The organism is Psychromarinibacter halotolerans, from assembly GCF_029168315.1.
Classification (GTDB): Bacteria; Pseudomonadota; Alphaproteobacteria; order Rhodobacterales; family Rhodobacteraceae; genus Psychromarinibacter; species Psychromarinibacter halotolerans.
Window position 1 is genome coordinate 79,146 of record NZ_JARGYD010000012.1, and the last position, 22,376, is coordinate 101,521.

General features: G+C 66.5%; 27 protein-coding genes. 17 read left to right on the plus strand and 10 right to left on the minus strand.

The window, feature by feature from the left end; all coding sequences use genetic code 11:
• The first annotated feature begins 30 nt into the window (after positions 1-30).
• The 5 genes from P1K30_RS21455 to P1K30_RS21475 all read left to right on the plus strand — a co-directional run bounded on the left by P1K30_RS21455 (position 31) and on the right by P1K30_RS21475 (position 3,767).
• Complete coding sequence (locus P1K30_RS21455; protein ID WP_275634838.1) at positions 31-1,245, plus strand: TsoY family (seleno)protein; 1,215 nt, start codon at positions 31-33, stop codon at positions 1,243-1,245.
• Positions 1,246-1,299: 54 nt separating this feature from the next.
• Positions 1,300-1,782, plus strand: coding sequence for a GNAT family N-acetyltransferase (locus P1K30_RS21460; protein ID WP_275634839.1), 483 nt, complete (start codon positions 1,300-1,302; stop codon positions 1,780-1,782).
• Entirely contained in the window at positions 1,779-2,414 is a 636-nt protein-coding gene (gene cobO, locus P1K30_RS21465) for a cob(I)yrinic acid a,c-diamide adenosyltransferase (RefSeq protein ID WP_275634840.1), read from the plus strand. Before P1K30_RS21460 ends, cobO begins: the two co-directional genes overlap by 4 nt.
• 139 nt (positions 2,415-2,553) lie before the next feature.
• Positions 2,554-3,159: a HupE/UreJ family protein gene (locus P1K30_RS21470; protein ID WP_275634841.1), complete on the plus strand. Its 606-nt coding sequence runs from the start codon at positions 2,554-2,556 to the stop codon at positions 3,157-3,159.
• Positions 3,156-3,767 (plus strand): hypothetical protein, encoded by a 612-nt coding sequence (locus P1K30_RS21475; RefSeq protein WP_275634842.1) that lies wholly within the window; start codon positions 3,156-3,158, stop codon positions 3,765-3,767. The genes P1K30_RS21470 and P1K30_RS21475 overlap by 4 nt, the downstream gene beginning before the upstream one ends.
• A gap of 3 nt (positions 3,768-3,770) precedes the next feature.
• Here the strand turns inward: P1K30_RS21475 and P1K30_RS21480 are convergent, their stop codons facing one another.
• On the minus strand, positions 3,771-5,429 hold the full coding sequence (locus tag P1K30_RS21480) for a thiamine pyrophosphate-binding protein (RefSeq protein ID WP_275634843.1): 1,659 nt from the start codon (positions 5,427-5,429) through the stop codon (positions 3,771-3,773).
• 123 nt (positions 5,430-5,552) lie between these two features.
• On the opposite strand from P1K30_RS21480, the gene P1K30_RS21485 reads away from it, so the two are divergent.
• Positions 5,553-6,116 (plus strand): NADPH-dependent FMN reductase, encoded by a 564-nt coding sequence (locus P1K30_RS21485; RefSeq protein ID WP_275634844.1) that lies wholly within the window; start codon positions 5,553-5,555, stop codon positions 6,114-6,116.
• A gap of 67 nt (positions 6,117-6,183) precedes the next feature.
• Positions 6,184-6,447 (plus strand): hypothetical protein, encoded by a 264-nt coding sequence (locus P1K30_RS21490; RefSeq protein ID WP_275634845.1) that lies wholly within the window; start codon positions 6,184-6,186, stop codon positions 6,445-6,447.
• A gap of 37 nt (positions 6,448-6,484) precedes the next feature.
• On the opposite strand, the gene P1K30_RS21495 is transcribed toward P1K30_RS21490, so the two are convergent.
• Positions 6,485-6,862: a VOC family protein gene (locus P1K30_RS21495; RefSeq protein ID WP_275634846.1), complete on the minus strand. Its 378-nt coding sequence runs from the start codon at positions 6,860-6,862 to the stop codon at positions 6,485-6,487.
• A 54-nt stretch (positions 6,863-6,916) separates the two neighbouring features.
• Between P1K30_RS21495 and P1K30_RS21500 the strand changes: the two genes are divergently transcribed.
• A complete protein-coding gene (locus P1K30_RS21500) occupies positions 6,917-7,765 on the plus strand; it encodes an HTD2 family dehydratase (protein WP_275634847.1) in 849 nt (282 codons plus the stop codon).
• Here P1K30_RS21500 and P1K30_RS21505 read toward each other — a convergent pair.
• The gene (locus tag P1K30_RS21505) at positions 7,762-8,808 is read right to left on the minus strand and encodes an NAD(P)/FAD-dependent oxidoreductase (protein WP_275634848.1); all 1,047 of its coding nucleotides are present in this window, start codon (positions 8,806-8,808) and stop codon (positions 7,762-7,764) included. The genes P1K30_RS21500 and P1K30_RS21505 overlap by 4 nt on opposite strands.
• A 48-nt stretch (positions 8,809-8,856) precedes the next feature.
• On the opposite strand from P1K30_RS21505, the gene mnmC2 reads away from it, so the two are divergent.
• Positions 8,857-9,531 (plus strand): tRNA (5-methylaminomethyl-2-thiouridine)(34)-methyltransferase MnmC2, encoded by a 675-nt coding sequence (mnmC2, locus tag P1K30_RS21510; RefSeq protein WP_275634849.1) that lies wholly within the window; start codon positions 8,857-8,859, stop codon positions 9,529-9,531.
• On the plus strand, positions 9,528-10,412 hold the full coding sequence (locus tag P1K30_RS21515) for a DMT family transporter (RefSeq protein ID WP_275634850.1): 885 nt from the start codon (positions 9,528-9,530) through the stop codon (positions 10,410-10,412). The genes mnmC2 and P1K30_RS21515 overlap by 4 nt, the downstream gene beginning before the upstream one ends.
• A 107-nt stretch (positions 10,413-10,519) precedes the next feature.
• On the opposite strand, the gene tyrS is transcribed toward P1K30_RS21515, so the two are convergent.
• Complete coding sequence (gene tyrS / locus P1K30_RS21520; RefSeq protein WP_275634851.1) at positions 10,520-11,773, minus strand: tyrosine--tRNA ligase; 1,254 nt, start codon at positions 11,771-11,773, stop codon at positions 10,520-10,522.
• A 65-nt stretch (positions 11,774-11,838) separates the two neighbouring features.
• Between tyrS and P1K30_RS21525 the strand changes: the two genes are divergently transcribed.
• Positions 11,839-12,939, plus strand: a complete 1,101-nt coding sequence (locus P1K30_RS21525) for an anhydro-N-acetylmuramic acid kinase (protein WP_275634852.1) — start codon at positions 11,839-11,841, stop codon at positions 12,937-12,939.
• A 3-nt stretch (positions 12,940-12,942) separates the two neighbouring features.
• Here the strand turns inward: P1K30_RS21525 and P1K30_RS21530 are convergent, their stop codons facing one another.
• Genes P1K30_RS21530 through P1K30_RS21540 form a run of 3 tightly spaced genes read right to left on the minus strand, consistent with a single transcriptional unit; the run spans position 12,943 to position 15,331 of the window.
• Complete coding sequence (locus tag P1K30_RS21530) at positions 12,943-14,082, minus strand: CaiB/BaiF CoA transferase family protein (protein ID WP_275634853.1); 1,140 nt, start codon at positions 14,080-14,082, stop codon at positions 12,943-12,945.
• 7 nt (positions 14,083-14,089) lie between these two features.
• Positions 14,090-14,797, minus strand: coding sequence for a DsbA family protein (locus tag P1K30_RS21535; RefSeq protein ID WP_275634854.1), 708 nt, complete (start codon positions 14,795-14,797; stop codon positions 14,090-14,092).
• Positions 14,798-14,809: 12 nt separating this feature from the next.
• On the minus strand, positions 14,810-15,331 hold the full coding sequence (locus P1K30_RS21540; RefSeq protein ID WP_275634855.1) for a DUF721 domain-containing protein: 522 nt from the start codon (positions 15,329-15,331) through the stop codon (positions 14,810-14,812).
• Positions 15,332-15,416: 85 nt separating this feature from the next.
• Here P1K30_RS21540 and mutY point away from each other — a divergent pair, with 85 nt between their 5' ends.
• A complete protein-coding gene (mutY, locus tag P1K30_RS21545) occupies positions 15,417-16,469 on the plus strand; it encodes an A/G-specific adenine glycosylase (protein ID WP_275634856.1) in 1,053 nt (350 codons plus the stop codon).
• Between the two features lie 153 nt (positions 16,470-16,622).
• Positions 16,623-17,756 (plus strand): alkane 1-monooxygenase, encoded by a 1,134-nt coding sequence (locus P1K30_RS21550; RefSeq protein WP_275634857.1) that lies wholly within the window; start codon positions 16,623-16,625, stop codon positions 17,754-17,756.
• Positions 17,757-18,004: 248 nt separating this feature from the next.
• Here P1K30_RS21550 and P1K30_RS21555 read toward each other — a convergent pair whose 3' ends face one another.
• The 3 genes from P1K30_RS21555 to P1K30_RS21565 all read right to left on the minus strand — a co-directional run bounded on the left by P1K30_RS21555 (position 18,005) and on the right by P1K30_RS21565 (position 20,363).
• Complete coding sequence (locus P1K30_RS21555) at positions 18,005-19,102, minus strand: site-specific DNA-methyltransferase (RefSeq protein WP_275634858.1); 1,098 nt, start codon at positions 19,100-19,102, stop codon at positions 18,005-18,007.
• A gap of 94 nt (positions 19,103-19,196) precedes the next feature.
• Positions 19,197-19,835 carry a ribonuclease HII gene (locus P1K30_RS21560; protein ID WP_275634859.1) on the minus strand — a complete coding sequence of 213 codons (639 nt, stop codon included), beginning with the start codon at positions 19,833-19,835 and terminating at the stop codon, positions 19,197-19,199.
• Between the two features lie 159 nt (positions 19,836-19,994).
• A complete protein-coding gene (locus tag P1K30_RS21565) occupies positions 19,995-20,363 on the minus strand; it encodes a hypothetical protein (protein WP_275634860.1) in 369 nt (122 codons plus the stop codon).
• Between the two features lie 208 nt (positions 20,364-20,571).
• Between P1K30_RS21565 and P1K30_RS21570 the strand changes: the two genes are divergently transcribed.
• From P1K30_RS21570 to P1K30_RS21585, 4 genes are all read left to right on the plus strand, one after another.
• Positions 20,572-20,805 (plus strand): hypothetical protein, encoded by a 234-nt coding sequence (locus P1K30_RS21570; protein ID WP_275634861.1) that lies wholly within the window; start codon positions 20,572-20,574, stop codon positions 20,803-20,805.
• A gap of 9 nt (positions 20,806-20,814) precedes the next feature.
• Positions 20,815-21,534 (plus strand): hypothetical protein, encoded by a 720-nt coding sequence (locus P1K30_RS21575; RefSeq protein ID WP_275634862.1) that lies wholly within the window; start codon positions 20,815-20,817, stop codon positions 21,532-21,534.
• 101 nt (positions 21,535-21,635) lie between these two features.
• Positions 21,636-22,163, plus strand: coding sequence for a hypothetical protein (locus P1K30_RS21580; protein WP_275634863.1), 528 nt, complete (start codon positions 21,636-21,638; stop codon positions 22,161-22,163).
• A 118-nt stretch (positions 22,164-22,281) separates the two neighbouring features.
• Positions 22,282-22,376 (plus strand): GTP-binding protein (locus P1K30_RS21585; protein WP_034866829.1); only part of this gene is annotated, 95 nt, incomplete at its 3' end.

Consider the following 22,376-nt stretch of genomic DNA (forward strand, 5'->3'; position numbering starts at 1 on the left):
AAATTCACGAATGTGAATATGGAGGCTCAGATGCCCAACACCACACCCCGCGCCGCCGACACCTATTCGCCGCTGTATTTCCTTGCCGCCCTTGGCGCAGGCGGGCTTGCCGTCACCTTCTTCATGTACCTGATGTTCTGGGTACCCCATCCCGGCCGCCCCGTCCCGATCTTCGAGGATATCGTCGCCGCCTTCCGGACCGGCACGCCGGTGGTGCAGGGCATGATCGTGGTGGCGATGGCGGGCATCGCCGTTTTCGCGGTGCTTCACTTCAAATCGCTGTTCTGGAACCTGCGCCAGTATGGCGCCCTTCGAAAGACCGACGCGTTCCGGAAAATCAAAACCTCGAACGCCGAGACGCAACTGCTGGCCATGCCGCTGGCGCTGGCGATGGGGGTCAACACGGGGTTCATCCTTGGGCTCGTCTTCGTGCCGGGGCTGTGGACCGTGGTCGAGTACCTGTTCCCCTTCGCGATGATCGCCTTTCTTGCGATCGGCGTGCTGGCGCTGCGGATGATCGGCGATTTCCTTGGCCGTGTGCTGGCCAAGGGCGGCCTGTTCGACATGACCGCGCACAACAGCTTCGCCCAGCTTCTGCCGGCCTTCGCGCTGACGATGGTCGCCGTCGGCTTCGCCGCCCCCGCCGCGATGAGCACAGCGCCGCTAGTCCAGGGCATCAGCCTTGTCGGGTCGACCTTCTTTGGCATGGCGGGCATCGTCTATGCCGTCGTCGCCGCGATCACCGGTTTCAACGCGATGCTGCACTATGGCACCGCCCGCGAATCCGGCCCGACGCTGATGATCATCGTGCCGCTGCTGACCGTTCTGGGCATCATGGCCCTGCGGCAGGACCACGGCCTGCACGTCTCGTTCGACGCCCATGCGCAGGCCGCCGACACGTTGGTCTTCCTGACCCGTATGCTGTCGGTTCAGGTCGTCTTCCTGCTGCTGGGCCTCGCGGTGATGAACAAGCAGGGTTACCTGTCGTCCTTCGTGTTCGGAACCGAGACCTCTCCGGGCAGCTACGCGCTGGTCTGCCCCGGCGTCGCGATGAGCGTCATGCTGCAGTTCTGGATCAACAAGGGTTTGGTCGCCAACGATCTCGTGGCCAAGTTCTCGACCGGATACTGGGCGCTGACGGCCATCGCGCTGGCCTTCCAGGTCGCGATGATCTGGCTGGTGTTCCGGCTGAACCGGCGCCACTTCGGCCAGCCGCGCGGCGGCATGGCGGTGCCCGCGGAATAGGCCAAACCCCTCTTTAGGCTTGAAGAACGTTAAAATCGGGTGTCCTCTGTTTATATGACAGAGGGCACTCCATTCCGCGCCACGGATCCCTATGACTGGCACGCGATCCTGACGCTGATCCAGTATGAATTCGCTTACATGCAGGGGCGGATCGACCCACCCTCGTCGATGCACGGCCTGACCGAGGCGCTGATCGCCGAACAGGCCCGGCTGGGCGAGGTCTGGGTGATCGAAGACAACGGACGTGCGGTGGCCTGCGTTTTCCTGTCGCCCAAACCGAACGCGATGTACATCGGCAAGCTGGCGGTCGCCGCCACCCACCGAGGGCGCGGTTTGGCCCGCGTGCTGGTCGCCGTGGCCGAAACCCGCGCGCGGGATCTGGCGCTGCCGGTGCTCATGCTGCAGACACGGGTCGAGCTTACCGAGAACCACGCCACTTTCAACGCGCTGGGATTTGCCATAACCGGCACGACATCCCACGAGGGCTTCGACCGCCCCACAAGCATCACGATGGAACGAGAAGTACCGGCCAGATGACCGACGACACCCCGACCGATCAGCCCCCCGCCGACGACGGACGCCATGCCGCCAAGATGGCGAAGAAGAAGGCCGCCCGCGACAAGATCATGTCGACCAAGACCGAGGAAAAGGGATTGGTCGTCGTCCACACCGGCAAAGGCAAGGGCAAGTCGACCGCCGCCTTCGGCATGATCTTCCGCTGCATCGCCCACGGCATGCAATGCGCCGTTGTGCAGTTCATCAAGGGCGGCATGTCGACGGGCGAGCGTGACCTGATCGAAAGCCGGTTCTCGGACATCTGCCAGTTCCACACGATGGGCGAGGGCTTTACCTGGGAAACGCAGGACCGGTCGCGCGACATCGAGATGGCGCAAGCGGCGTGGGCGAAGGCGAAAGAGCTGATCCGCGACCCGGCGAACCGGATGGTCCTGCTGGACGAGATCAACATCGCGCTGCGCTATGATTACATCGACATCGCCGAGGTGGTGCAGTTCCTTCAGGACGAGAAGCCCGAAATGACCCACGTCGTCCTGACGGGCCGCAACGCGAAGGACGAATTGATCGAAATCGCGGACCTTGTGACAGAGATGGAACTGGTGAAGCACCCGTTCCGGTCCGGTATCAAGGCGCAGATCGGCGTAGAGTTCTAGCACCCGGGTCATTGCTCTGCTAACGGTTGCCGGACCCAGCGCCGGCCTGCTCCGGAGGCAAGGCAGATTTTAGCACCCTTGGCCGCGCGCACCGGAACGGGCGCAGATGCGGTTTGCCAGACCGGATACGGAGACTTCCATGCCGCGCACCCTGCCCACCCTTTCCCTGTTCGCCCCCGGTCTTCTGCTGGCGTTGGTCCTGACGGCCGGCACAGCGGCAGCCCATACCGGCGAGGGCGTGGCTGGCGGGTTCCAGTCCGGCTTTGCCCACCCGCTGTTGGGCTGGGACCACGTGATCGCGATGGTCGCGGTTGGACTTTGGGGCGCCTTCCTTGGTGCGCAGGCAATCTGGCTGCTGCCGGTTGTCTTCCCGCTGGTCATGGCGATCGGGGGCGCGATGGGGGTGCTGGGCATCCCACTTCCAGCGGTCGAAACGGGCATCGCCCTGTCCGGCGTCGTGCTGGGGCTGCTGATCACCTTCGCCGTCAGGGCCGAGCTTTGGATCGCGGCGGTCATCGTCGCCGCCTTCGCGATCTTCCACGGCCACGCCCACGGCACAGAGCTTCCCGAAGCCGCGAACCCCTATTCTTACGCCATAGGCTTCGTGATCGGCACCGGACTGCTGCACCTGTGCGGTATCGGCCTTGGAACGCTGACGGCGACGCGCTGGGGCAGCTATGCTGTGCGCGGCACTGGCGCCCTGATCGCGGCCATTGGCGGAGCGTTCCTTATCGGCGTCGCATGAGGCGCACCGCGGCGCCGCTTCTGGTGCTATTCGCGCTGTCTCCTGACCAAGGCGACGCTCACACGTTCGAGAGCACGTCGGGGCTGTACAACCAGTTCAACGACGGCGTCATCGTCGCGCTGACGACACCCTCGATCGTGCTTTGCCTGCTGCCGCTGGGCATCCTTGCCGGGACCGCGCGCCGGGTCGGATTGCGCGGTGCGTGGCCTTGGCTGCTTGGCGGTCAGGCCATCGGCGTGCTTATAGCCCCAATCGCCCCGCCACAGATCGCCGCCGTCGCGCTGGCGCTGGGGCTTGTCACGGCTGTCCTTGCCGCACTGAGACCCGGGGTCCGGTCGCCTGTGCCGCAGGCCGCGGCGGCGCTGACTGGGGGTGTCTCGGCGCTGGCCGCGTTCGAGGGGCACGCCCTGTTCGAACTGCCCTTGGGCGTTCACGCGGGCCTGCTTCTTGGCGCAAATGTCGCCTTTACGGGGGTCGCCGCTGTGGCGTCCGCCTCGCTCGACCGCTGGCCCCGCGACTGGCTGCGCGTCGGATGGCGTATCGCGGCAAGCTGGCTTGCCGCGATTTCTGCCTTGGTGCTGGCCTTCCTGCTGCGGCCGCTGCCCTGACCGTCAGGCCATCGCGGCGGCGCGCACCTCGCTGACGGTCTGGCCGGTGGTCAGCATCTCGGGATCAAGCTTCAGCTCGATCACCGCCAGCGTGCCGGACGCCCGCGCCGCTTCCATCGCGGCGGGGAAATCGGCACCCCGCTCCACCGTCGCGCCGAACCCGCCATAGGCCCGCGCCAGCGCCGCGAAGTCCGGGCTGTGGCATTCCGTCCCCGACACGCGCCCGGGATAGGTCTTTTCCTGATGCATCCGGATCGTGCCGTACTTGCCGTTGTTCGCGACCACCACGATGGGCTTCGCGCCGTACTGCATCGCGGTCGACATCTCGTTCAGGGTCATCTGGAAACAGCCGTCGCCCGCCATGCAGATCACCACCCGGTCGGGGTACTGCAACGACGCCGCCACCGCCGCCGGAAAGCCGTACCCCATCGAACCCGAAGTCGGTGCGACCTGCGTGGGATAGCTGCGGAAACGATAATAGCGGTGCAGGAACGCGGCATAGTTGCCGGCCCCGTTCGTCACCATCGCGTCGTCCGGCAGGTTCGTCGACATCCAGTGCAGCGCCTGTTCCAGCTTGACGTCGCCCGGCGTTTCCTTCGGGGTTTGCCATGCCTCGTAGTCGGCGCGCGCGGCGGCGGTCCAATCGGCCCAGTCCCCGGCTTTCGGCGCCTGCGCCAGCTTGGCCAGAACGTCCCGGGTCTGCGCCGTCACCGCAAGGTCGCAGCGGTACACGGCCCCCGGCGTGTCGGGATCGGGGTGCACATGCGCAATCGGCGGCACCGGGCCGGCGGGATCCCACAGTTCGTAGCCCTGCGTGACGCAGTCGCCGATCCGGCTGCCCAGCACCAGAAGCGCATCCGCCTCTTTCGCGCGGGCCAGCAGCTTGGGGTTGGCGCCGACGCCAAGATCGCCCGCGTAAACCGGCGAGCGGTTGTCGATGAAATCCTGACGCCGGAAAGCGACCGTCACCGGCACGCCCTGCGCCTCGCCGAAGGTGCGCAGGTCGCGGGCCGCCTGCTCGGACCAGCCCGGGCCACCGGCGATCACCAGCGGCTTCTTCGCCTTGCCAAGGAAGTCCAGCAGCGCCTGCACCTGCGCGTCGGACACGCCAGCCGCGGGCGTCGCGGTCGGCGCAAGATCGGGCACGTCCGCGTGCGAGGACAGCATGTCTTCGGGCAACGCCAGCACCACGGGACCGGGACGCCCGGACATCGCGACATGGAAGGCGCGGTTCACGTACTCGGGGATACGCTCGACCTGATCGATCTCGGTCACCCACTTGGCGACGGTGCCGAACATCGCGCGATAGTCGACCTCTTGGAAGGCGCCACGATCACGGTGATTGCGGGCGATCTGGCCGACGAACAGGATCATCGGGGTCGAGTCCTGCTGCGCGATATGCACCCCCGCCGAGGCGTTCGTCGCCCCGGGTCCGCGCGTCACGAAGGCGATGCCCGGTTTGCCGGTCATCTTGCCCATCGCGTCCGCCATCATCGCGGCGCCGCCCTCGTGCCGACAGACGATATTCTGGATGCCGCTGTCGACCATTCCGTCCAGCGCCGCGAGAAAGCTTTCGCCCGGCACCGAGAACACGCGGCTGACGCCGTGCGCCACCAGTGCGTCCGTCAGAATCCGCCCGCCATGCCGTGTCGTCTGCCCCATAGGTTCCTCCTGTCCTGTAGCGCGGCCACCATTTCACCGCCCCTCGGGAACGGCAAGCAGTTGCCCTGCCTTATGCGCGGCTTATCATCGGTTGCAGACGGATGGACTTCGCGAGGGCCCTTCATGGCGGACTATAAGCTTCTCAGCATTTCCGGCGCATTGCGTGCCGGTTCCACCAACCGCAAGCTGCTGGCAGAGGCGATGCGCCTGTTCGGTCCGGCAGAGGTCACCATCGCGGACCTGCGCCTGCCGCTGTACGACGGCGACCTTGAAGACGCCGACGGCATTCCTGACGCGGTGCAAACCCTGTCCGACCAGATCGCCGCGGCGGATGGCGTCGTGATTTCCAGCCCGGAATACAACCGCGCGGTCACCGGCGTGATCAAGAACGCGCTGGACTGGGTCAGCCGCACCAAGGGCGGGCCGTGGTCGAACAAGCCGGTCGCGGTGATGTCCGCCAACGACGGCCGCGCCGGGGGCGAGGTCGGCCAGTACATGCTGCGCCACGCGCTGACCCCGTTCCGCCCGCGCTTCGTGCCCGGGCCGTTCATCGCCGTGGCGGATTCCTCGAATGCCTTCGACGCCGACGGTCGCCTTGTGTCCGACCGCTATGCGAAGTCGGTCGAAACCCTGATGCAGGCGCTGAAATCGGAAATCGACATGCTGCGAAGGAACCCGGCGGGCTGATCGCGCGTTCGTGAGGTGGGCGTGCTCCGGCGCGCCCGTACCCACGGGCTTGAAAGGCACCGAAGGCATGACGACCAAGGCCGGTTCCGGTCCCTTATCCCTTGTCCGCGAGATCATCGCCATCGCAGCGTTTGGCGCGCTTGTCATAAGCGGCAATCACAGCGGCGGTCCGCAGGTCTCGAGTAGTTTCTCGCCGCTTGTCCTGACGTGGCCCGGCCCGCTGGGCGGTGCCGCCTATGCCGCCCCGTCCGCGAACGACACCGCCGCCGCCCGCATGGCCGGACAACCGATGTCGCGTCACGCCGTCGGCACCGACGCGCTTCAGCAATAGCCCCCTCCCACGCAAGCCGACGCCGCGCGGCGCGCGGTCAGCTGCGCACTGAAACCTCGATCAGGTTGCCGTCCGGGTCGCGGATATAGACCGAGGTCAGCGGCCCCGTCGCCCCGGACCGCGCCACCGGACCATCGACCAGCGACAAACCGTGGCGATCGAAATGCTCGACCCACGTTTCAAGCGGCACTTCGGTCAGGAAACACAGGTCCGCCGTGCCCGGAGCCGCCTTGATGGCGCGCGGTTCATATTCGGCCCCGGCCTGATGCAGATTGATCTTCTGCTCGCCGAACGTCAGCGCCATACGCTCTCCGCCCTCGGCATCGTTGAACGGGGCTGGCATCATCCCCAGCACGTCCCGATAGAAGTCGACGGTCCTGTCGATATCCTCGACCGTCAGGACGAGATGATCCAAAGCGATAACTGACAATTGTCAATTTCCTTCCCTGCCATGTAGGTTTTCACCGACATGGATGACAGCGTCGGCAGAACCCAGACCTTCATATGCGGGCTAGATCCGGCCCGCGCGACCGCGCTGCATCTTGCGCTCGGTCGTCCCGGCGCGCCGCCGGGGCTGGGGGATCCGATGCCCGCCTTCTGGCATCACATCTATTTCTGGGACCCGCAAAGTCCAGCCGCGCTGGGGCGGGACGGGCATCCGGCGCCGGGACCGGGCCTGATCCCGGACCTTGGTCTGCCGATGCGGATGTGGGCCGGAGGACAGCTGGAATTCCACACCGCGCCGGTGCTGGGACACCCGGCGGAAAAGACCAGCACCATCGAACGCGCCGAGGTGAAAGAGGGCCGCACTGGGCGGCTGGGATTCGTCACGCTCAGGCACGACATCATGCAGGATGGCAGACTGTGCGTCACCGAACGGCAGGATCTTGTCTACCGTGACCCGCCGGACCAGCGCAAAACCGTTCCGCCGCCCCAAGCCAACGCCCGCGAGTTCCTTGCGCTGGAACAGCGGTTCGATCCCGTGATGCTGTTCCGCTATTCCGCGCTGACGCTGAACGGCCACCGCATCCATTACGACGCCGACTATGCCCGCGATGTCGAAGGCTATCCCGGCCTTGTCGTACACGGGCCGCTGCTGGCGCAATGCGGGCTGCTGGCGGCCGAAGATCTGCTTGGCCCTCTCAGCGCCTTCAGCTTCCGCGCCCGGTCGCCGGTGACCGTAGACGAACCCGTGTTCTTCTGCCTGACCGGCGAACGGAAGATGCTGGCGCGCACGGGGGACGGGCGGCTTTTGATGGATCTCGAGTTCACGCGCGTGAACTGGCACATCCCGCTGGACCTTGGGGCCGAAGCCTAAAGGCTATCCTCGACCCTGAAGCCGTCGGGAATCCCGTCGCGGCCTTCCAGCACGAGGTCGGCCATGACCTCGCCGACCTTCGGGGCCATGCCGAAGCCGATCTTGAAACCGCCATTGGCGACGAAGTGCCCGTCGCGGTCCGGCCACGCGCCCAGCATCGGCGCGCGCGACCGGGCGCGGGGACGTACACCGGCCCAGCGGCGCGTCTCGGGCGCATCGCGCAGCGGCGGAAACACGGCGCGGGCCTTCTCGATCAGCGCGTCGCACTGGTCGTCGGTCGTCTCGGGATCGTCGAAGTCGCGCTCGCTGGTCGAGCCTATGGCGACGGTCCCGTCGTAATGCGGCACGATGTGCAACCCGTCGGCAAAGACCTGCGGTCGATCGGCGGCGTCCAGCCGGAATTCGACCGCCTGCCCTTTCACGCCCGTGCCGACGTTGCGGCCCAGCGCCAATCCCAACTCGGCCAGCCCCTCATAGCCGGTGGCCCACACGACCTTGCCCCGCTGCGGCATCGGGTCATAGCTTAGCTGTGCCTTGTACGCCTTGTTCGCGGCCCACCACAGGCTGGCGCAGGCGGCGCGGGGCGCGGCGCGGGCGGTCAGCGTGTCCCACACGTACAGGCCGGTGGGGCTGTCGGGGCGCCAGTCGCCAGCCTCGACCGCGTCGATCACCCGCCACTCGGCGGCGTCGCCCCACAGCTCGGCCGCCGTTCCTTCGCGTTGGCGGGCCAATGCGACCGCGCGGTCGTCGGCCAGCGGCTGAAGCCGGCCCAGCCGCGCATAGCCCGTGGCGACGTTCGATTCCTCTTTGACCCGGGCCCAGAACGCGGGCTGCATCAGCAGGCTTTCCAGTTGGAACTGCTTTTTGGGGTTCCAGTTCTCGGGGACATGCGGCGCCAGCGCGCCGACGATCCCGCCCGACGCTCCGGCGGCGAGGCCGCGCGTCTCGATCACCTGCACCTTCGCGCCACGCCGGGCACAGGCATAGGCCACGGACACGCCGAAAATGCCCGCCCCCATCACCGTCACGTCCGCCATTGCCATTGTGCCGTCCCTTCCCCATTCTCGCGCCGAATCCGCAAGGCCCTCCAAATGCAGACCCCCGACACATCCGCAACCCTGTGGCGCGACGGCGCGGTGCCCGTGTCCGCCCGCTTCGACGACCCGTATTATTCACTGGATAACGGTCTGGCCGAGACGCGCCATGTCTTTCTGGACGGCAACGACCTTCCGTCGCGGTTCCGCGAGGGGTTTCACATCGCCGAACTGGGCTTCGGCACCGGGCTGAACATGCTGACCGCGCTTCAGGCGTGGCGTGCGGCCGGAACCCCGGGCCAGATGTGGTTCACCAGCTTCGAGGCGTTCCCGCTGCCTGCCGCCGACCTGTCGCGCGCGCTGGCCTCGTTCCCGGAACTCTCGGACCTCGCGGCGCCGCTGATCGCCGCGTGGGACCGGGGCGAGACGATGATCGAGACCGCCGACCTGCAGGCCGAGGTGATCCTCGGCGACGCACGCCAGACGCTGGCCGCGTGGGATGGCGCGGCGGACGCGTGGTTCCTTGACGGGTTTTCGCCCGCGAAGAACCCGGAACTGTGGGAAGCGCCGCTGATGCAGCAGGTCGCCCGGCATACTGCGCCCGGCGGCACCGCCGCGACCTATACCGCCGCGGGCTTCGTGCGCCGCAACCTTGCCGACGCCGGGTTCGAGGTGGAACGTCGCCCCGGCTTTGGCCGCAAGCGGCACATGACCGTGGCGCGGCTGGCATGAGCGCGCAGAACACCCGGCTTGGCATCTGGCTGATGGTGCTGACGACCTTCATCTTCGCGGTGCAGGACGGAATCTCGCGCCACCTTGCCGACAATTACAACGTCCTCATGGTGGTGATGATCCGCTACTGGTTCTTCGCCGCCTTCGTCATCGCCATCGGCGTGCGCGGCGCTGGCGGCGTCCGCAAGGCCGCCGCCACCTCGCAGCCGGTCGTGCAGATGTTCCGGGGCGTGCTGCTGGCCGGGGAAGTTTGCGTCATGGTGCTGGCCTTCACCCTTCTGGGCCTGGTCGAAAGCCACGCGATCTTCGCCTGCTATCCTCTTCTGGTCGCCGCTCTGTCGGGACCGGTGCTGGGCGAGAAGGTCGGCTGGCGCCGCTGGGCGGCGATCGGGGCGGGCTTCGTCGGGATGCTGATCGTCCTTCAGCCCGGCCTGCGCGTCTTCGAACCTCAGGCGCTTGTCGCGCTGTGTTCCGCTTCGATGTTTGCGCTGTACGGCCTGCTGACGCGCTATGTCGCCCGCAAGGACAGCGCGGCGACCTCGTTCTTCTGGACCGGCGTGTCCGGCGCGGTTGTCATGAGCTTCATCGGCATCTGGTTCTGGGAACCGATGACCGGCGGCGATTGGGTGTGGATGGCGATCCTGTGCGTCACGGGCGCCGGCGGGCACTGGACGCTGATCCGCGTCTACGAGGTCGCCGAGGCATCCGCCGTGCAGCCCTTTGCCTATTTCCAGCTGGTCTTCGCCTCGACGCTGGGTGTGCTGGTCTTCGGCGAGGCGATCGAGTTGTCGACCGCCCTCGGCGCGGCCGTCATCGTCGGCGCCGGGCTGTTCGCCCTGTGGCGCGAGTACAAGGCGAAACGGCGTTTGGCGGGGGGATAGGGGGCGCTCGCACCGGAGGTGCGCCTTGTCGGAAGGGGAGAGGGGGCTCTGCCCCCGCCGCCTGGCGGCGACTCCCCCGAGGTATTTTCAAAGAGAAGAAGCGGGCGTCAGTCGCCCAGCTTCACCAGCGCATGGCGCTTCTTGCCAGCCGACAGCTTGACGGGCGAGGCCAGCGCCGCCGCGTCCAGCATCAGGCCCGCGTCGGTCAGCGGCGCGTCGTCGATGCGGGCGCCGTTGTCGGCGATCAGGCGCTTGGCCTCCTTGCCGGATTTCGCCAGCCCCGACTTGACGATGAGCTGCACGATCGAGATGCCGTCGCCCACCTCTGCCGAGGTCAGCGCCAGCGTCGGAAGGTCATCGCCAACGCCGCCTTTTTCAAACACCTCGCGCGCGGTCGCCTCGGCGGCGGCGGCGGCCTCGGCCCCGTGGCACAGGGTGGTCACCGCGTTGGCCAGCACGATCTTGGCGTCGTTGATCTCGGACCCGCCCAGCGCGGCAAGGCGGTCGCATTCGTCGACCGGGATCTCGGTGTACAGCTTCATGAACCGGCCCACGTCGGCGTCGGTGGTGTTGCGCCAGAACTGCCAGAACTCGTAGGGTGACAGCATGTCGGCGTTCAGCCAGATCGCGCCGCCCTGGCTTTTGCCCATCTTGCGCCCGTCCGAGGTGGTCAGCAGCGGCGTGGTCAGGCCGTAGATCTCGTGATCCAGCACGCGGCGGGTCAGGTCGATGCCGTTGACGATGTTGCCCCACTGGTCCGAGCCGCCCATCTGCAGCAGGCAGCCATAGCGGCGGTTCAGTTCGAGGAAGTCGTAGGCCTGAAGGATCATGTAGTTGAATTCGAGGAACGACAGCGACTGTTCGCGGTCGAGCCGCGATTTCACGCTTTCGAACGACAGCATCCGGTTGACCGAGAAGTGGCGACCGATGTCGCGCAGGAACTCGAGATAGTTCAGGCCGTCCAGCCATTCCGCGTTGTTCAGCATCAGCGCGTCGCTGTCGCCCGCGCCGTAGTCCAGGTACTTGGCGAAGACCTGCTGCATACCGTTGATGTTCGCGTCGATCTGTTCCGGGCCCAGCAGCGGACGCTCGTCCGACCGGAACGACGGGTCGCCGACCTTGGTGGTGCCGCCGCCCATCAGGGTGATCGGCTTGTGGCCGCATTTCTGGAACCAGCGCAGCAGCATGATGTTCAGCAGGTGGCCAACGTGAAGCGACTGCGCCGTGGCGTCATAGCCGATATACGCGGGGACCGTACCCGAGATCAGGGCCTCGTCGAGGCTTTGAAGATCGGTGCAATCGGCGAGGAAGCCCCGCTCGATGATCACACCCAGGAAATCGGATTTCGGGTGGTAGGTCATTGCGTTTCGGTCCAGTGTTTCATGTGCGGCGCACTTGTACGCGCCAAGGGGGCAAAGGGGAAGGCATGAAGATCACCGCTCCGGTCCGCGTGCTTGGCACGATGTCGGGCACCTCGCTGGATGGTGTGGACGCGGCGATCGTGCTGACCGACGGCCAGCGGATCGAAGGGTTCGGAGAGACCGGATACCGTCCCTATTCCGACGCCGAACGCGCCGTGCTGCGCGCCGCGCTGGGCCACTGGCCCGGCACGCCTGAGGTCGAGGCCGCAGCCGAGGTGGTCGAGACCGCCCATGCCGAGCTGATGTCGCAGTTCCCGCAGGCGGACTTGATCGCCTTTCACGGCCAGACGCTGGCGCACGACCCGCGCGGGCGCGGCACGCACCAAGCCGGGAACGGGGCGCTGCTGGCCGAGGTGCTGGGCAAGACCGTCATCTGGGATTTCCGGTCCACCGATGTCGAGATGGGCGGCGAGGGTGCGCCGCTGGCGCCGTTCTACCATTTCGCCTGTGCCCGCCACATCGGCGCGCGCGACCCGTTGGCGTTCCTGAACCTTGGCGGCGTCGGCAACGTGACGTGGGTCGACCCGTCACAGCCCGGCCCCGATGTGCCGGGCGCCTGTCTTGCCTTCGACACCGGCCCGGCCAACGCCCCGCTGAACGACCTGATGCAGTCCCGTCTGGGGCTGGACCGGGACGAGGACGGCGCGCTGTCCGCCTCGGGACGGATCGACGAAGGCGTCGTCGCGCGCTTTCTCGAAAAAGGGTATTTCCTGCGCATGCCGCCGAAATCCTTGGACCGGAACGACTTTCCCGACCTTGCCGGGGCGGTGGCCGATCTGTCCGACGCCGACGCCGCCGCGACGCTGGCCGCTTGCGCCGTCGCCGCCGTGGCGCGCGGAATGGAACATTGCCCCGCGCCGCCCTCGCAGCTGCTGGTCACAGGCGGCGGGCGTTTCAACGGGGCGATGATGGCCGGGCTGGCACGCGCCCTGCCCTGCCCGGTCGAGCCGGTCGAGGCGGCAGGGCTGGATGGCGACATGCTGGAGGCGCAGGCCTTCGCCTATCTTGCCGCCCGCGTGGCGCGCGGCCTGCCGACCAGCGCACCGGGCACCACCGGCGTGCCGGCCCCGGTCGGCGGCGGCAAGATCAGCCGGGGCGGCACCTAAACCTCAGCCCTTTTTCAGAGAGGCCCGGATCGCCTCGCCATGCTCGTCCAGCTTGGGCGAGGGCGCATCCAGCCGAGGTTCTGCGTCCGAGAACCGGAACGGCGGCCGCACCGAGGGCACGCCGTCCAGCGACAGTTGCAGCCCCCGCGCCTTGACCTGCGGGTCTTCGAACACTTCGGCCATGTCGTTGATCGGCCCGGCGGGGATGCCCTTTGTTTCGCAGCCCGCCAGCAGATCGGCCTTGGTCCATTTCACCGTTTCGGCCGTCAGAAGCGGCACCAAGGCTTCGCGGTTCCCGACGCGCCCCGCGTTGGTGGCATAGGCTTCAAGGGCCAGCGCCGGAACGCCAAGCAAGTCGCACAGCCGCGCGTATTGCGCGTCGTTGCCGACGGCGATGATGATATACCCGTCGGCGCAGTCGAACACCTGATAGGGCACGAGGTTCGGATGCGCGTTGCCCAGCCGGTTTGGCGCGACACCGGTGGTCAGGTAATTCATCGCCTGGTTCGCGGTGACGGCGGCGGCGACGTCCATCAGCGCCATGTCGATCCACTGGCCCCGGCCCGTCGCGTGCCGCTGGTGCACAGCCGCGAGGATCGCAGTCGCCGCGTACATGCCGGTGAACACGTCGGTTATCGCCACGCCGGCCTTCTGCGGCTGGCCGTCGGGCTCGCCGGTGATCGACATCAGCCCGGACATGCCCTGGATGATATAGTCATAGCCGGCCCGGTGCGCATACGGGCCGTCCTGCCCGAAGCCGGTGATCGAGCAATAGATCAGGCCGGGGTTCAGCGCCGACAGGCTGGCATAGTCCAGCCCGTATTTCACCAGCCCGCCGACCTTGAAGTTTTCGATCACGATGTCCGCGTCGGCGACCAGCGCGCGCACGGTGTCCTGCCCCTCGGGGGTGCGGAAATCGACGGCGATCGATTGTTTGCCCCGGTTGCAGCCGTGGAAATAGCTGGCTGTCCGGTCGCCTTCCCGCTCGACGAACGGCGGGCCCCAGCGGCGGGTGTCGTCGCCTTCGGGGCTTTCGACCTTGATCACCTCGGCGCCAAGGTCCGACAGGCACTGGCCGGCCCAGGGGCCGGCCAGGATACGGGCAAGTTCGACGACCCGAAGGCCGTCCAGCGGTGCCGTCATCTTGCGATCATTCCTCGGGCAGACGTTCGTCCAGCGCCGCGGAGAAGTCCGCGTAGTTCATGTTCGAGTACTTCTGCCCGTCGATGATGAAGGACGGGGTCGAGGTAATGTCGTCGGCCGCCTGATTTTCTTCCCACAGCGTGACCATCGCCTGCGCCATGTCGGCATCCTGCAGGCATTCGTCGACCATCTCGGCGGACAGCCCGGCGGTGCGGCCGATCTGCGACAGGTTATCCGCGATGCCAGCGGGGGTGTCGGCGTTCAGCCAGTCGGACTGCTGTTCGAACACCATGTCCATGATTGCGAAGTAACGACGCTGCGACGCCTCGATCTGCGCCGGATCGGCATCCGCACCGCGCGGCGCGCCGCAGCGGGCCAGCATCCCGGCCCACAGGCCGAAGCGGTCGAAATAGACCTCGCGATAGACGAACCGGATCTTGCCGGTGTCAACGTAGTTCTCTTTCAGCTCATCGAAGACGGTCAGGTGAAAGTTCTTGCAGTGCGGGCAGGTTGCCGACGCGTATTCGATCACCGTCACCGGCGCGTCAGGATCGCCAAGCGCCATCTCGGTCACGATCGAGGTGTCGACCTCGCCTTCCTGCGCCTGCGCTGCGCCCAGCGCGGTCAGGCTAGAGCCGGAATTGCCGTTCGGCCAGAACACGGTTGCGCCTGCGGCCAGCACCAGCGCGGTGGCAAAGGGAAGGATCTTGTTCATAAGGGTCCTCGGTCAGTCTTTCTGTCGGGAGAGTACGTTGGCGCCAAGTGCTTCAAGCGCACGGCGCAGTGAATCGTCGGCCACGGCGGCGCTTGCCTCTGCGGCACGCTCGCGGACTTCTGGGGCGGGTTGCGGCTTGGGCGTCGCGGGGGCCGGGGCGAAGGCCGCCTGCCCCTCGGCAAAGCCCGTCGGCGCGGTCTGGGTGATCCTGAGCCGCGCGATCGCGGTGTAGCCATAGCAGGCGTTCACCCGCTCGCGGATCTGGTCCTTCTGCATCTCAAGCATCGGCGCCTGCGCGCCGGTGGTCAGCACCGTCAGCGTCGCGCCGAATCCGCCCCGCCCATAACTGACGTTGACCGGACGGCAGATCGCGGCGACATCGGCGCCCACGATCTCGGCCCAGTGGGTCAGGACGCGCGACACGGCAAAACCGCGTTTCTCCCCGACCTCGCGGATGCGCGTCGACAACAGGCCCGAGGCGCGCTCGAACCCGCGCTTGCGGCGGGGCGCCTTTCCGGACGGTCCTGTGGTCATCGCTGGAACTCCTCGGTCACGACGTTATCCTAACGGGCGCAGAGCGCGCAGCGCCAGCCGAAAGCCTGTCAGGGAGCCATAAACATTGCGTGACGAACAGCTCAGCCACGACCTTCTGGCGTGGTACGACCGGCATGCCCGCGTGATGCCGTGGCGGGTCGGCCCCGCGGACCGGCGTGCGGGGGTGCGGCCCGACCCCTATGCCGTGTGGATGTCCGAGGTGATGCTGCAGCAGACCACCGTGGCCGCCGTGCGGGACTATTTCCACCGTTTCATGGCGCGCTGGCCCACCGTCGGCGACCTTGCCGCCGCCGAGGACGGCGACGTGATGGCGGAATGGGCGGGGCTTGGCTATTACGCCCGGGCGCGCAACCTGCTGAAATGCGCCCGCGCCGTCGTCGCGGACCACGGCGGGCAATTTCCGGACAGCCGCGAAGGGTTGCTCGCCTTGCCGGGCGTCGGTCCCTACACCGCGTCGGCGGTCGCCGCGATAGCCTTCGACGAACCGGCGACGGTGGTGGACGGCAACGTCGAACGGGTGATGTCGCGGGTGTTCCTTGTCGAAACCCCGCTGCCCGCCGCGAAACCCGAGCTGACGGATCTGGCCGCGCGCCTGACGCCGCAGGACCGTCCCGGGGACCACGCGCAGGCGGTGATGGACCTGGGCGCGACGGTCTGCACGCCCAAATCCCCCGCCTGCGGCATCTGCCCGTGGATGGAACCCTGCACCGCCCGCGCCGAAGGGGTGCAGGCCACCCTGCCCCGCAAGACGCCGAAGAAGGCCAAGCCGACGCGGCTGGGCTATGCCTATCTCGCAAGGCGCGCGGATGGCGCGTGGTTGCTGGAACGGAGGCCGGACCGGGGGCTGCTGGGCGGCATGCTGGGCTGGCCCGGCAGCGAATGGAACGACGCCCCCGCCGAGGCGCCGCCGCTGGACGCCCGCTGGCGGGACGTGGGGGCAGAGGTGCGGCACACCTTCACCCATTTCCACCTGCGCCTTGCCCTGCGCGTGGCCGATGTGCCCGCAGGCACCCGCCCCGACCGTGGCACCTTCGTCCCCCGCGCCGAGTTCCGCCCCGCCGCCCTGCCCACGGTAATGCGCAAGGCATACGATCTGGCCGTCACCGCGCTGGACTGATCCCGCTACGCCCGGCTCGGGGTAGGCCCGCCAAGCTTTCCCTCCCCCCGCAAACGGGGAGAGGACACGAGGGGAACACCCACCGCCACCCCGATTGCCCCGCATTTCCGCCCCGGATATGCTGCGCCGGAACCCGAACCGGAGCCGTCCAGCATGTCCTCCGCCCGCCCCATCGGCGACCTGCGCAGCGCCCTGCCCTTCTGGCTGTCGCTCGCGCTTGTACCGCTGATCGCCATCGCGGCGGCGCAGGGCGGCTGGGCGCTGATCCTTCCGCCGCTGTGCACGTGGTGGCTGTACGGCATCCTTGACGCGGTCATCGGCCTGAACGAGGACAACCCCGACACCGAAACCGAGGATGGCCAGCTGTTCTGGTACCGCCTGATCACCATGATCTGGTTCCCGGTGCAGGCGATCGTGATCTATGGCGCGATCTTCTACGCGACCCGGACGGGTCACTTGGATACTTGGGAAAAGCTGGTGCTTTTCTTCGACGTCGGCATCATCTCCGGCACCGTCGGCATCGTCTATGCCCACGAACTGCTGCACCAGAGGAACCGGCTTGAACGCTGGCTGGGCGACCTGCTGCTGGCCACGGTGCTATACAGCCACTTCCGCACCGAACACCTTCTGGTCCACCACCGCCACGTCGGCACACCCGCCGACGCCGTCACCGCGAAATACAACGAAGGCTTCCATCGCTTCTTCGTCCGGGTGCTGGCCGAATGCCCCGGCTCGGCATGGCGCGCTGAAACCCGGATGCTGGCGCGCCGGGGCCTTGGCCCCTTTCACCGCACGAATCCCTTCTGGCGCTACGCGATCCTGCAACTCGCCTCCCTCGGCCTCGCGCTGGCGATCGGCGGCTGGGCCGGGCTCGGCCTGTTCGTGGTACAGGCGATCTCGGCGATCTGGCAGCTGGAGCTGACCAACTACGTCGAACACTACGGCCTGACGCGCAAACACCTTGGCGACGGGCGCTACGAACACGTCCTGCCGCGCCATTCTTGGAACGCCTCGCACCGCGCGTCGAACTGGCTGCTGATCAACCTTCAGCGCCACTCGGACCACCACTACAAACCGTCGCGCCGGTTTCCGCTGCTTCAGACCTATTCCGAGCAAGAGGCCCCGCAGCTTCCGTTCGGCTATCCCGTGATGGCGATGGTCGCGATGGTGCCGCCCCTGTGGCGCCGGGTCATGAACCCGAAGGTCCGCGCGTGGCGGAAACGCTTCTACCCGGACATCGACGACTGGACCCCCTACAAACAGGGCTCCAACCCGTCCCCGATCTGACACCACAATCCGGCTTCTTCTCTTTCAAAATACCTCGGGGGAGTCGCGCACAGCGCGACGGGGGCAGAGCCCCCTTACGCCTTGCCCTCAAGCACGGCTTCGGTGCGACGGCGCCAGAGCCCCATCCTGCGTCCAAAAACAAAAAATCCCCGCTGACCATAGGGTCAGCGGGGTCAGTCGTGCCGTGGCGGTGGGCCACAGGCACCGGCGGTAGTTCCTGTATTCTGTTGTTCGGAAAGCTCTCGGGCTTAGCGCATCTCGGACCGGATCTGCTGGCGCAGCACGTCGATGGGCACGACCTGCCCTTCGCGATGGAAGTTCCAGTAGGTCCAGCCGTTGCAGGACGGCGCGCCTTCCAGCGCGGCTCCGACCTGATGGATGCTTCCCGACGCCTCGGCAGAGATCAGCGTGCCGTCGGCGCGCACCTTGGCGGTCTTGCCGTTCTGGCTGACCAGAACCTCGCCCGGGCGCAGCATGCCGCGTTCGACCAGTTGGCCGAAGGGAACGCGCGGCTCAGCGCGCTTGGCGCGGCTGACTTCCAGCGCGGTCGAGTCGTACTTGCGCACCTTGGCAAGCCGCTTCTCGGCGACCGCACGATAGGACGCCTCGCGCTCGATCCCGATGAACTCGCGGCCCAGCATCTTGGCCACGGCGCCGGTGGTGCCGGTGCCGAAGAACGGGTCAAGCACCACGTCGCCCGGATTGGTCGTGCCGACCAGCACCCGGTGCAGCAGGCTTTCCGGCTTCTGCGTCGGATGCGCCTTGTCGCCGTTCTCGTCCTTCAGACGCTCGTGCCCGGTGCAGATCGGCAGGACCCAGTCCGACCGCATCTGGATGCCTTCGTTCAGCGCCTTCAGGGCTTCGTAGTTGAAGGTGTACTTGCTGGCCTCTTCCTTCGACGCCCAGATCAGCGTCTCGTGCGCGTTGGTCAGGCGCTTTCCGCGGAAGTTGGGCATCGGGTTCGATTTGCGCCACACCACGTCGTTCAAGATCCAGAAGCCCTGGTTCTGAAGCTCGGCACCCAGACGGAACACGTTGTGGTAGGACCCGATCACCCAGATCGCGCCATGCGGCTTCAGCAGGCGCTTGGCGGCGGCCAGCCATTCGCGGGTGAAGGTGTCGTAGGCGGCGAAGCTGGAAAACTGGTCCCACTCGTCATCCACCGCATCCACACGAGAGTTGTCCGGGCGGTGCAGGTCGGCCTTGAGCTGCAGGTTATAAGGGGGATCGGCGAAGATCAGGTCCACCGAAGCCTCGGGCAACGACCGCATCACTTCGATGCTGTCACCCGCAATTATCTGGTTAAGCGGCAACTCCATCGCTGCCCCCTTCATCGTTTTGACCATTGCTGCCTCTGTCCCCGCACCTTGTCCACGGCGCTGAATGTTGTTGTGGACAAGTCTGAGTCAAAGGCGATTCGCGGTCAAATTCTTTATTGAATCAGGGGGTTATAGAATTTTCTTGATACAAGATATTGTGCACGGGTCGGAAACTACGCCTATGGTGTGGGGTCACACCCAGATTTCGGAGCGCAGTCAGATGTTCTTTCGTCGGGTAGCCTGCGTTTCGGTCCCAGCCGTATCCGGGATGCTGTTGCGCCAAATCCCACATGACACGATCTCGACAAACTTTTGCCACAATCGAAGCCGCTGAAATCGAAAGAGATTTGCAGTCTCCTTTCACGATAGCCTCGGCAGGGCATGTCAGGCCCTTGGGCACGAATTTCCCGTCCACCAGCGCCAAGTCGGTCTTGCGCCCCAGCCCCTCGGCCGCGCGAACCATCGCCAGTTGCGAGGCGTGGAAGATGTTCAGCGCGTCGATCTCTTCCACCGTGGCATGGGCGATGCTGACGTCGGCGCAGTCCTCCAACTCGGCCGCGAGGCGCGTGCGCACCTTCTCGGACAGCTGCTTGGAATCGGTCAGGCCTTCGGGGATGCGGTCCGGGTCCAGCCGCACGGCGGCGGCGGTGACGGGACCGGCAAGCGGGCCACGGCCCACCTCGTCGATGCCGCAGATCCAAAGGGCACCACGGGCAAGCGCGGCGGTTTCGCGGGTGAAATCTGGGATGGCACGGGGCATGCGCCCATCAAACCGATCGTTCCGGGGCGGACAAGGGGCAATGCCCCCGGACGCGCCTGCCCCCCTGAACGGAAAGAGCGGACGCCCCGCAAAGGCGCCCGCTCTCCCTTCATGGTCCGAAAGGGGCTCCGGACCACTGCTCGAAGGTTTCGGTGTTTATCAGTAGCCGGCGCGACGGGCGCACTGCCAATCGACCCAGCGGTTGCCGCCGCGGCCGTGGATGCAGTGGGCAGGCACGCGAACCACGTTGTTGCGCTGGTGCGGCGGGTTGTGCCGATGCGGCGGGTTATAGCGCTGCGGCGGGTTGTGATAGCGCGGCGGCTCGTACCGCTGCGGCGGGGTGTTGCGGGTCACGTTGGTGCGGCCCTTGTTGTGCTGGTTCAGCGCGTGGCCCAGTGCGAACAGGGTGCCCACGCCCAGGATCAGGCGGGTCGTCTCGCCACGATCCAGCGCGCTGGCCGGCGACACGGTGGCGGCGGTCAGGGCAAGGCTGGCGGCAAGCGCGGCGGCGAAAATCTTCTTGGTCATCGGACAGTCCTTTCTGGTGTGTGCGGCGCCGGGTGCGTTCGGCGATCCCGCTGACAACACAACGACGCCACACTCCGATCCGGTCAGGCAATATCGGCCCCCGGTTATGCGATGACAGCGCCATTCCGCCGCCGTGTTATCCGATGACAACGCCGCGAAGCCCCTGTGGATATTGAATAACAGCGCCACACTGGGCAAAGTCCCGCCCATGAGACAGCACACCCTCCTCCTTGCCTTCGCGCTGGCCTTGATCGGCAGCGCCGCCTCTGCGGCCTGCACTGTCGAGTACAAGGCGAAGAAGGGCAGCCAGTACGTTCACACCCGTATGTCGGTGCCCGACAGCGCGTGCAGCGTCGGGGCCGCCACGCCGATCGTCGAAAGCGCCCTGGCCAGCCAGGGGATGCAGCTCTTGGCTATAGTCAAGGTTACACCCGGCGGGTAGATTCGCGTCATGAGCCTTTCAGACAACGGGCGGGACATCTCGACCACCCGGCGCTCCGGCGGCCGGGTGGTTGCCTTCGGGCTTGCCGCCATCGTGGGCATCCTGGCGATTGCCGCGGTGCTTCTCTTCATGAACCTGCCGACCGCGACCGCTTTCGTGGACCGCGTCGACCGCATCTTTCTTGAATACGACCTGACCTCGCCCGATTCGAGCGCCGAGACCACGCTGCTGGGTATCCTCGCCGAAAGCGGCGCCGCCTTTTCCGAGGTGCTGGCCAGCTATCGGGTGATCATCTTCGTGCTGCTGATCTTTGCCACCGCCCTGCTGATCGCCGCGCTGGTGTTTCTTGTCACAATCGCCACGCTGAACCGCCGCATCGCACAGTTCGAACGGTCCGGCCTGCAGGTGTCGTCGCTGGTGATCAGCCGGGACGAGAACAAGGTCTACCTGAACGACAACCTCGAATTCACCCTCACCGGCGCCGTGATCGAGACGCTCGCCGTGCTGGCCGAGGCGCGGATGGATCAGGACATGCTGACCGGCGCCGAGATCGAGGCGATGATCTCGGGGCGCGATGCCGCCGACTGCGACGAGGCGTCCGGCGCGACCCGGATCAAGCGGCTGCGGGATTCGCTCGGCAACCAGATGGTCAGCGAGATGCTGGTGAAGAATATCTCGCGCAAGGGCTACATGCTGGCGATCGACCGCAAGGTCATCCGCATGATTTGACCGCCCGCGCGCCGGTACCGATTGCCCCAGCGTTGCGCCGGGTCGCGCGCTGGGATAATCCGGTCGGAACGCAGGCGGAAGGGGTCCACATGAACCTGGCTTTGAAATCACTCGCATTCCTTGCGGCGGCGCTGTTTCTCGCCGGGTGCGATCCGCGCAGCGACCTTGATGAAAAGCCGGTCGACCTTGGCGCGTTCAAGCTGGGCCACAACCTTGTCGTTGCGCGCAAACCGTCGGTCGGGCCGGGCTCGATGAAAGTGACCGAGGCCGAATGGCAGGCCGCCATCGAAGGCGCCGTCGACGACCGCTTCGGCCGCTACGAAGGCGACCGCCTGTATCACCTTGGCATGAGCGTCGACGGCTACTTCCTGACCTCGCTCGACGCCGGCGTGCCACTCGTGCCGTCGCTGAAATCGATCCTGCTGATGACCGTGACCCTGTGGGATGACCAGCTTGGCCGCAAGCTAAACGAAGAAGCCCACGAAATCAGTGTGATATCCGCATTCAACGGCGCCGGCGCCTTCCCGACGAAGGAACGTCTGCTCGAGATCCTGTCCGCTCAGGCGGCCAAGCAGATCGAAACATGGCTGGAAGAGAACCCCGACTGGTTCCAGCCTCCCTACGAATAAGGCGGCCCGTCCGCCTTTCCACCGAAGATGCGCTTGATTTTCCGGTGTCCAGCCCATAAATCAGCGCGCGTATCGGACCGGGGCTATGGTGCCCCCATTGACTACGAGGCGCCCTAGGATGGCTAAGGAAAAGTTTGAACGTAACAAACCGCACGTCAACATCGGCACGATTGGCCACGTTGACCACGGCAAAACGACGCTGACGGCGGCCAT

Excerpts from the sequence above, each read along its gene's own strand:
- P1K30_RS21455 (WP_275634838.1), top strand. The coding sequence starts at position 31 with ATGCCCAACACCACACCCCGCGCCGCCGACACCTATTCGCCGCTGTAT.
- P1K30_RS21460 (WP_275634839.1), top strand. The coding sequence starts at position 1,300 with ATGACAGAGGGCACTCCATTCCGCGCCACGGATCCCTATGACTGGCAC.
- cobO (WP_275634840.1), top strand. The coding sequence starts at position 1,779 with ATGACCGACGACACCCCGACCGATCAGCCCCCCGCCGACGACGGACGC.
- P1K30_RS21470 (WP_275634841.1), top strand. The coding sequence starts at position 2,554 with ATGCCGCGCACCCTGCCCACCCTTTCCCTGTTCGCCCCCGGTCTTCTG.
- P1K30_RS21475 (WP_275634842.1), top strand. The coding sequence starts at position 3,156 with ATGAGGCGCACCGCGGCGCCGCTTCTGGTGCTATTCGCGCTGTCTCCT.
- P1K30_RS21480 (WP_275634843.1), bottom strand. The coding sequence starts at position 5,429 with ATGGGGCAGACGACACGGCATGGCGGGCGGATTCTGACGGACGCACTG.
- P1K30_RS21485 (WP_275634844.1), top strand. The coding sequence starts at position 5,553 with ATGGCGGACTATAAGCTTCTCAGCATTTCCGGCGCATTGCGTGCCGGT.
- P1K30_RS21490 (WP_275634845.1), top strand. The coding sequence starts at position 6,184 with ATGACGACCAAGGCCGGTTCCGGTCCCTTATCCCTTGTCCGCGAGATC.
- P1K30_RS21500 (WP_275634847.1), top strand. The coding sequence starts at position 6,917 with ATGGATGACAGCGTCGGCAGAACCCAGACCTTCATATGCGGGCTAGAT.
- P1K30_RS21505 (WP_275634848.1), bottom strand. The coding sequence starts at position 8,808 with ATGGCAATGGCGGACGTGACGGTGATGGGGGCGGGCATTTTCGGCGTG.
- mnmC2 (WP_275634849.1), top strand. The coding sequence starts at position 8,857 with ATGCAGACCCCCGACACATCCGCAACCCTGTGGCGCGACGGCGCGGTG.
- P1K30_RS21515 (WP_275634850.1), top strand. The coding sequence starts at position 9,528 with ATGAGCGCGCAGAACACCCGGCTTGGCATCTGGCTGATGGTGCTGACG.
- tyrS (WP_275634851.1), bottom strand. The coding sequence starts at position 11,773 with ATGACCTACCACCCGAAATCCGATTTCCTGGGTGTGATCATCGAGCGG.
- P1K30_RS21525 (WP_275634852.1), top strand. The coding sequence starts at position 11,839 with ATGAAGATCACCGCTCCGGTCCGCGTGCTTGGCACGATGTCGGGCACC.
- P1K30_RS21530 (WP_275634853.1), bottom strand. The coding sequence starts at position 14,082 with ATGACGGCACCGCTGGACGGCCTTCGGGTCGTCGAACTTGCCCGTATC.
- P1K30_RS21535 (WP_275634854.1), bottom strand. The coding sequence starts at position 14,797 with ATGAACAAGATCCTTCCCTTTGCCACCGCGCTGGTGCTGGCCGCAGGC.
- P1K30_RS21540 (WP_275634855.1), bottom strand. The coding sequence starts at position 15,331 with ATGACCACAGGACCGTCCGGAAAGGCGCCCCGCCGCAAGCGCGGGTTC.
- P1K30_RS21550 (WP_275634857.1), top strand. The coding sequence starts at position 16,623 with ATGTCCTCCGCCCGCCCCATCGGCGACCTGCGCAGCGCCCTGCCCTTC.
- P1K30_RS21555 (WP_275634858.1), bottom strand. The coding sequence starts at position 19,102 with ATGGTCAAAACGATGAAGGGGGCAGCGATGGAGTTGCCGCTTAACCAG.
- P1K30_RS21560 (WP_275634859.1), bottom strand. The coding sequence starts at position 19,835 with ATGCCCCGTGCCATCCCAGATTTCACCCGCGAAACCGCCGCGCTTGCC.
- P1K30_RS21565 (WP_275634860.1), bottom strand. The coding sequence starts at position 20,363 with ATGACCAAGAAGATTTTCGCCGCCGCGCTTGCCGCCAGCCTTGCCCTG.
- P1K30_RS21570 (WP_275634861.1), top strand. The coding sequence starts at position 20,572 with ATGAGACAGCACACCCTCCTCCTTGCCTTCGCGCTGGCCTTGATCGGC.
- P1K30_RS21575 (WP_275634862.1), top strand. The coding sequence starts at position 20,815 with ATGAGCCTTTCAGACAACGGGCGGGACATCTCGACCACCCGGCGCTCC.